Here is a 3,347-nt window from a genome sequence, read left to right on the forward strand (position 1 = left end):
AGGGAGTTAATATGAGCATGAAAAATCCTATCAGGACATCCACATTTCCCTTTAAAAATAGTGATCCTAAAAAATAGCCGAATAACGGTGTCCATATGAAATTGATTATCAGGCTTGTGGAGGTGAATTTGACGTTCTTGAAACTGTCCTTCAAATCTTTCAGCGGAACTTCCATGAACAGTCCGAAAAGCATCAGGCATAAAAAGATATTTATCAGATAATCAGTGTTGTTTGAGATTGCGTCTATGTTTGAGAAGAGCAATCCTATGAGTATTGCTGAAAATATTATTATAGGTTCAAGTTTTTCTATCAAATCCATACATTCACCTTTTAGGTATGACTAAATTTATATGTTGTTATATATAATATTTTATAATTTGGAAAATTGTCTCTAAAATACGATTTAAGTATTACTTTGAAGTTATTTTTCAGATTTGGTGAACAATTCTGTTCATTTATATTTTTTTAAAAATTTTTGTATAGTTTAATTCAAGTTTTAAATATTTTTTTTAAAAAAGCATACATTTATAATAAATAATCATGATAAATAATAATATTATTAATTAATGTCAAATTTGGCAATTAATAAAGATAATGAAATGGAGCTTGTTTAATGTTTTTGACTAGAATTGGTTACGGAATTATATTTTTCTTAGACCTTATTTATGAAATCATTAAATCAACAATTGATGTTGTATTTAAGAGGATTATGGGCAGAAATATTGATCCTGTGATTGTTGATGTTAAAACAGTTTTAGAGAGACCTGTTTCACAAACAATTTTAGCAAATAGTATTTCTTTGACCCCTGGTACTTTGTCTGTTGATTTGGACAGTGAAAATAACATTATCAAAGTAGCTGCTATTTCTCCAAGAAAACAAGAGGATATTATTCCTTTTGAGCCTTATATAAAGAAAATGTTAGAATAAATAACGTTTTTATAATAAATCGAGTGAGATAGTATGGATATATTATTTATTGCAAAATATATTTTGGTTATTGCATTAATTATAATGATGCTGGCTGCTTTAAGGGCAAGCGCATACAAATCCACATCAATGGGGCTTTTAGGAAGCTCTGTAGTTGTTGTGGCTTTTGCAGTAGCATTGCTTGTTGGAGGCAGTTTATATAATCTAGAATTCTTTAGAGATATATCATTAGCTTTAATATTCTTTGGTTTTGTAGGAACTGTAGCTTTTGCTGTTGTGTTGGGAGGTAATGATGATGATTGAGTACATTCAAGCTGCTCTCCTAATCATTGCGGCATTCATGATTATAGTTTCTGCAATAGGGCTTCTCAGTTTAAGCAATAATACTAAAAATAAAGTCTATGCAAGAATCCACATTGTTGGAATATTCGATATTGCATGTATTATTGCAATGATTGGTCTTGGCCAATATCTCTTGGCAGGAATCTACTTTATATTAGCACCATTTACAGCACATGCGATAGCTAATGCTTATTGGAAAAAAGAAGATAGAGAGAATAACGCGGATTTAATGACAGTTGAAGAAGAAGTAGATGAAAATCATCCATTCATCCATCCTAAGGAAAAAATGCAAGCTTTGGAAAGTGAAGACTCCGAAAAGCTCAAGGCGGATGAAAGATTTTCAGTAACTACAATAGAGATTGATGAGGGTGAATAAAATGTTGGAAATAATATTGTGCATCATAACAGTTTTAAGTGCAATTCTCGCTCTTATTCAAAAGGATTTGCTAAAAGCAGCAATCCTGACAGGATTTTCAGGAGGGGCTCTTGCAGTTCTATTCCAAATATTGCTTGCGCCTGATGTTGCTTTGACCCAAGCTATTGTAGGTGCGGCGATTGTGCCTGTATTTATTGCTTTGGCTGTTAAGAAAACTCAAAGGAGTGATGACTAATGGCACAATTACAACTTGTGATATTGTTGACATCTGCTGCGCTGATTATTGTTGGACTTTACTCAGCGATTTTCATCGACAATATCATTAAAAAGATTATTGGTATAAGTTTCATTGAAGAGGGAGCAAACCTGTTCATTGTAGCCATTGGTTATAAGGCTGGAGGAGTAGTACCTATCCTAATGCCTGGAATGGACACTTCATGGTTTGCGGCAAATGCGGCATATCCATTGCCTTTCGGTCTTGTATTGACCAGTATCGTAATCGGAGCAAGTACCCTTGCGGTAATGCTTGCGCTTGTAATGGTTCTGTACAGGAGATACTGCACATTGTCCACAAAGGTAATGCTGGCTGACACATCAAAACAGGAGGAATACAATGAATGAACTAATCCCACTTATGGTTATTGTTCCATTGATGGCTGCATTGATCATCAGTGCATTCTCAAGGTTTAACAAGGTCACAAAGATTTTTGCATTTGTTGTAGCAATCTGTCTTCCGATAATACCATTATTATCAAACTATGGTCTTCACTACTTCGGAGGATACGCTCCCGTACTGGATAACGTTACCGGTGCGATGTATCACCCTGCGATTACATATTCATTCACATTCCTGCAACAGGTATTCATTGCAATAATCGGTCTTTTAACATTTTTAGTCATCTTTGTTTACTTGACCAAGTATAAAAAGGTATCCGGACCATATCTGTTCCTATTATTCCTGGGAACTGCCGCTGTAACTGCAATGCTTTTAACAGACGACATTTTCCACATGTTCGTGTTCTTTGAAATATTGGCACTTGCACAGGTAGGTATTGTAGCGGCTTCATCAATTGATTATAGTTATGAGATGGCCTTGAAGTATATGGTTTTAGGTTCAATCGGTTCTCCGATAATGCTTTTGGGAATTGGATTCCTATTGGCATTGACAGGTAGTGTAAACGTAACTGATATCGCTGTTGCGGTTCATAATGGTTTAGTTGATATAACCTCTCCGGTATTCTTAATGTCTCTCGCCTTAATATTCTTCGGTTGGTTATACGCATCAGGTTTACCACCATTCCATACTATTAAATCTGGTGTATACTCAAAAGCTGAACCTCATGGAGCAGCATTGCTGCAATCATTTACTGTAGTTTCAATGATTTCCATCGTATTGATAATGTTCAGAATATTCTCAGTGCTACCAATCTTTGAAGTACTTATAGTCTTCTTCTCTATCTTGGCTATGATTTTAGGTGTTTCACTCGCACTTACACAAACAGACTTCAGAAGAATGATTGGATTTTTAGCAGTGGGAGAGCTTGGTTTCATTGGATTAGGTATAGGGCTTGGAACCAACTTTGCAATAACAGCAGGACTCTTCCAAGCTGTAAACGAAATAGTAATCACTGCATTGTTATTCATAGGATTCGGTGCGATAGTTGAAGCAACAAATGAAGTGGACACCCGTAAACTCGGAGG

At 35.1% G+C, this 3,347-nt stretch carries 6 protein-coding genes and 1 pseudogene; 6 read left to right on the top strand and 1 reads right to left on the bottom strand.

The features are described from left to right. Positions 1 to 319 (bottom strand): annotated as a pseudogene (locus E7Z78_RS05865) (arsenic resistance protein); the annotation flags it as partial. A gap of 294 nt (positions 320 to 613) precedes the next feature. On the opposite strand from E7Z78_RS05865, the gene E7Z78_RS05870 reads away from it, so the two are divergent. The 6 genes from E7Z78_RS05870 to E7Z78_RS05895 all read left to right on the top strand — a co-directional run. Next, positions 614 to 928, top strand: a complete 315-nt coding sequence (locus tag E7Z78_RS05870; RefSeq protein WP_303724232.1) for a monovalent cation/H+ antiporter subunit E — start codon at positions 614 to 616, stop codon at positions 926 to 928. Positions 929 to 1,012: 84 nt separating this feature from the next. Continuing rightward, complete coding sequence (locus E7Z78_RS05875; RefSeq protein ID WP_303724233.1) at positions 1,013 to 1,231, top strand: hypothetical protein; 219 nt, start codon at positions 1,013 to 1,015, stop codon at positions 1,229 to 1,231. Beyond that, positions 1,197 to 1,646 carry a cation:proton antiporter gene (locus E7Z78_RS05880; RefSeq protein ID WP_303724234.1) on the top strand — a complete coding sequence of 150 codons (450 nt, stop codon included), beginning with the start codon at positions 1,197 to 1,199 and terminating at the stop codon, positions 1,644 to 1,646. The genes E7Z78_RS05875 and E7Z78_RS05880 overlap by 35 nt, the downstream gene beginning before the upstream one ends. Next, on the top strand, positions 1,639 to 1,881 hold the full coding sequence (locus E7Z78_RS05885) for a DUF4040 domain-containing protein (RefSeq protein WP_303724327.1): 243 nt from the start codon (positions 1,639 to 1,641) through the stop codon (positions 1,879 to 1,881). The genes E7Z78_RS05880 and E7Z78_RS05885 overlap by 8 nt, the downstream gene beginning before the upstream one ends. Continuing rightward, a complete protein-coding gene (locus E7Z78_RS05890) occupies positions 1,881 to 2,267 on the top strand; it encodes a cation:proton antiporter subunit C (RefSeq protein WP_303724235.1) in 387 nt (128 codons plus the stop codon). The genes E7Z78_RS05885 and E7Z78_RS05890 overlap by 1 nt, the downstream gene beginning before the upstream one ends. Beyond that, on the top strand, positions 2,260 to 3,347 hold a 1,088-nt coding region (locus E7Z78_RS05895; RefSeq protein WP_303724236.1), incomplete at its 3' end, for a proton-conducting transporter membrane subunit. The genes E7Z78_RS05890 and E7Z78_RS05895, both read left to right, overlap by 8 nt.

The organism is Methanobrevibacter thaueri, assembly GCF_015062915.1.
Classification (GTDB): domain Archaea; phylum Methanobacteriota; class Methanobacteria; order Methanobacteriales; family Methanobacteriaceae; genus Methanocatella; species Methanocatella thaueri_B.

Excerpts from the sequence above, each read along its gene's own strand:
- E7Z78_RS05890 (WP_303724235.1), top strand. The coding sequence starts at position 1,881 with ATGGCACAATTACAACTTGTGATATTGTTGACATCTGCTGCGCTGATT.
- E7Z78_RS05875 (WP_303724233.1), top strand. The coding sequence starts at position 1,013 with ATGATGCTGGCTGCTTTAAGGGCAAGCGCATACAAATCCACATCAATG.
- E7Z78_RS05870 (WP_303724232.1), top strand. The coding sequence starts at position 614 with ATGTTTTTGACTAGAATTGGTTACGGAATTATATTTTTCTTAGACCTT.